Raw genomic sequence first — 3,119 nt, 5'->3', positions numbered from 1 at the left:
GGCCAGCCCCCAGCCGGTGAAGCGCGGCACGCGCGGGGCCAGCGCCGTCACCACGCCCAGCGCCCGCTCGGCGGCCTCGCGGTGGCGGGAGGACCCGGTGTGGGCGGCGTAGGACAGCAGGGCCGCGGCGGCGGCCGTCCAGCCGGAGGGCGCGGCGTTGTCGGTGGGGTCCTGGGGGCGGCGGATGAGCCGCTCGGCGTCGTCGGCGGTGTCGTACAGGGTGCCGTCGGCGGCGGTGAAGCGCGTCAGCACGGTGTCCAGCAGGGTGCCGGCCAGCTCCAGCCAGCGGCTCTCGCCGGTCACCGAGTACAGGGCGAGGAAGCCCTCGGCCACGTCGCCGTAGTCCTCCAGCACCCCGGCGCCGGGACCGGCGGCGCCGTCGCGGGAGGTGCGCGCCAGACGTCCGCCCGTATCGAGGTGGACGGCGACCAGCAGATCGGCGGCGGCGGTGGCCGCCTCCACCAGGTCGGGACGGTCGAAGTAGGCGCCGGTCTCGGCCAGCGCGGCGACCGCCAGCCCGTTCCAGGCGGCGACGGCCTTGTCGTCCCGGCCGGGGCGCGGACGCGCGGACCGGGCGTCCAGCAGCCTGCGGCGCACCGACTCGATCCGCCCGGCGTCCGCGGAGCCGTCGGTGTCCGGGAGCCGCAGGACGGAGGCCCCCTCCTCGAAGGTGCCCTCCCCGGTCACCCCGAAGTGGGTGGCGGCCAGCTCCGCGTCCTCCTCCCCGAGGACCTCGCGCAGTTCGGCGGGCGTCCACACGTAGTACGCGCCCTCCCGGTGCCGCCCGGTGCCGTCGTCGCTGTCGGCGTCCAGCGCGGAGGCGAAGGCGCCCTGGGGGGTACGCAGTTCGCGGACCATGAAGTCGGCCGTCTCCAGCGCGACGCGCCGCGCCCGCTCGCTGCCGGTGGCACGCCACAGATGCGCGTACACCCGGCACAGCAGGGCGTTGTCGTAGAGCATCTTCTCGAAGTGCGGCACGATCCAGGCGGCGTCCACCGAGTAGCGGGCGAAGCCGCCGCCGAGCTGGTCGTAGAGACCGCCGCGCGCCATCGCCCCGCAGGTCGCCTCCACCATCTGCAGCGCGCCCTCGGAGCCGGTGCGGGCGTGGTGGCGCAGCAGGAACTCCAGCACCATCGACGGCGGGAACTTCGGCGCGCCGCCGAAGCCGCCGTGCCGCGCGTCGAACTCGCGGGTCAGCCCGAGCAGTGCCGCGCCCAGTTCCTCCGGCCGGGGCGGGCGGGGGGCCTCCCCGCCGTCGCCGTAGCCGATGCTCCGACCCGCCAGGTCCGCCACGATCCGCCCGGCCACCTCGGCGACCTCCTCGCGCCGGTCGGCCCAGGCGGCGCGCACCCCTTCCAGCACCTGGCGGAAGGAGGGCATCCCGTGCCGGGGCCCGGGCGGGAAGTAGGTGCCGAAGTAGAACGGCTCGCCCTCCGGGGTCAGGAAGACGGTCATGGGCCAGCCGCCCTGCCCGGTGGCGGCCTGGACCGCCTCCATGTAGACGGCGTCGACGTCCGGGCGCTCCTCGCGGTCCACCTTGACGGACACGTAGTGGGCGTTGAGGTACTCGGCGGTGGCCTCGTCCTCGAAGGACTCCTCGGCCATCACATGACACCAGTGGCACGCAGAGTAACCGACCGAAAGCAGTACGGGTACATCGCGCCGTTTCGCTTCCTCGAACGCCTCGGGTCCCCACGGCCACCAGTCGACCGGGTTGTCGGCGTGCTGAAGCAGATAAGGTGAGGTCACACCAGCCAACCGGTTCATACGACCCAGCCTCTCACGCCGACACGGTCCTGCCGGTTCAGCCCGCAAGCCCCCGCCCTGCTTGGCCGATTTGCACTCATGCGCCATCACGTGGTGAATGCGGATCGCCCCTTTTGCGACCCGGTCGCCCGGCGAACACCGAAGGCTCTACCCCGATCCGAAGCCGGTGCCCGAACGGAAGCGGGCAGTACGCTGAGTCGAGCAGCACCTCGTCCTCGAAGGAGGTACTTCATGACCGCCGAGATGGTGGCGCCCGCGTGGATGCACACGCAGATCAGCGCGGAACAGTACGACTCCTGGTCCGAGGAGCAGTGCGCCGGCATCGAGATCGTGGACGGGATGGTCGTCGTGAGCCCGAGCGCCTCCAAGCGGCACAACCGGCTGGCCCGAATCCTGGCCAATGCCCTGGACGACGCCGCGGGCCCGGACTGGAACGCCGACACGGACTTCGACGTCCGCCTGCAGGACGTTCCGCTCACCAACCGCCGCCCGGACGTCATCGTCTACCGGGCGGAGACCATCGACCTCACGCCCACCCGCCCCGAGCACGTACTCCTGGTCGTCGAGGTCGTGTCGCCCGGCTCGGAGACCACCGACCGGATCGTGAAGGTGGATCAGTACGCCAAGGCCGGCATCCCCTTCTACTGGCGCGTCGAGCAGGCCGCCACCGGCGTTCCGATCGTGTACACCTACATCCTCGACCCCGCTACCAAGGCTTACCGGGACGGCGAGATGTTCACCGGCACGGTGAAGGCCACCGCGCCTTTCTCCATCACCGTCGTTCTTGGTGTCATGTAAGGACGGAGAGGTCTTCCCGCTTTCGACAGCTGATCGGTAGCGCCCGGGCAGCCGTCGTTCGCGGACCGATCGGAACACTCCCCGCCTTCGGACCGGATGCACCACCTGTGGATGCCATGCCGGCTCTTAAGTGATCGTTCAGCCATGCCCGGTCAGGAATTGATCAAGGTCACGTTGGCAGAAGATCACACCAACCGGGGCGGCTATCTGCGGCTGACCAAGGTCCCGGCATCCGGTTTGAGGTTCATCGACGCGAACGGGCCACGACTGCCCCGCCTTGCCGTCGACGCCACGAGCGCGCCGGTCACGGACTGGAAAGCCTTGGCACCGCAGTCAGGCACGAGCTGACATGTGCGACCACCAGCCGACCATCCATGCGCGCCACGACCGTGAGGTCGAGCGGTTCATCGATCCCAACACCCCACTTCTTGTGCAAGTGACAGTGAGCTCTTTCCAACCTGTTCGGCTGGAGGGGCAGTTGGGGTGACAGACAGGTGAAGCCCCTGGTAGATGGGTTTTCGACCAAGAAATCCGTCTCCACCAGAGGCTTCGTG

Annotated in this window: 3 protein-coding genes; 2 read left to right on the top strand and 1 reads right to left on the bottom strand. The window is 70.3% G+C overall.

Going from position 1 to position 3,119, the window contains the following annotated elements; genetic code table 11:
• A partial coding sequence (locus AC2CJA_RS25655; protein ID WP_484605055.1) for a thioredoxin domain-containing protein occupies positions 1 to 1,767 on the bottom strand: 1,767 nt, incomplete at its 3' end.
• Positions 1,768 to 1,998: 231 nt separating this feature from the next.
• Between AC2CJA_RS25655 and AC2CJA_RS25650 the strand changes: the two genes are divergently transcribed.
• On the top strand, positions 1,999 to 2,565 hold the full coding sequence (locus tag AC2CJA_RS25650; protein ID WP_484605054.1) for a Uma2 family endonuclease: 567 nt from the start codon (positions 1,999 to 2,001) through the stop codon (positions 2,563 to 2,565).
• A 144-nt stretch (positions 2,566 to 2,709) separates the two neighbouring features.
• The gene (locus AC2CJA_RS25645; protein ID WP_484605053.1) at positions 2,710 to 2,913 is read left to right on the top strand and encodes a hypothetical protein; all 204 of its coding nucleotides are present in this window, start codon (positions 2,710 to 2,712) and stop codon (positions 2,911 to 2,913) included.
• The last annotated feature ends 206 nt before the right edge of the window (positions 2,914 to 3,119 follow it).

The organism is Streptomyces sp. ATLC9, assembly GCF_057196705.1.
This window is presented reverse-complemented; position numbering and strand designations above follow the sequence as displayed.

What these genes read in the sequence shown, in the direction of transcription:
- AC2CJA_RS25650 (WP_484605054.1), top strand. Translation starts at nt 1,999, where the DNA reads ATGACCGCCGAGATGGTGGCGCCCGCGTGGATGCACACGCAGATCAGC.
- AC2CJA_RS25645 (WP_484605053.1), top strand. Translation starts at nt 2,710, where the DNA reads ATGCCCGGTCAGGAATTGATCAAGGTCACGTTGGCAGAAGATCACACC.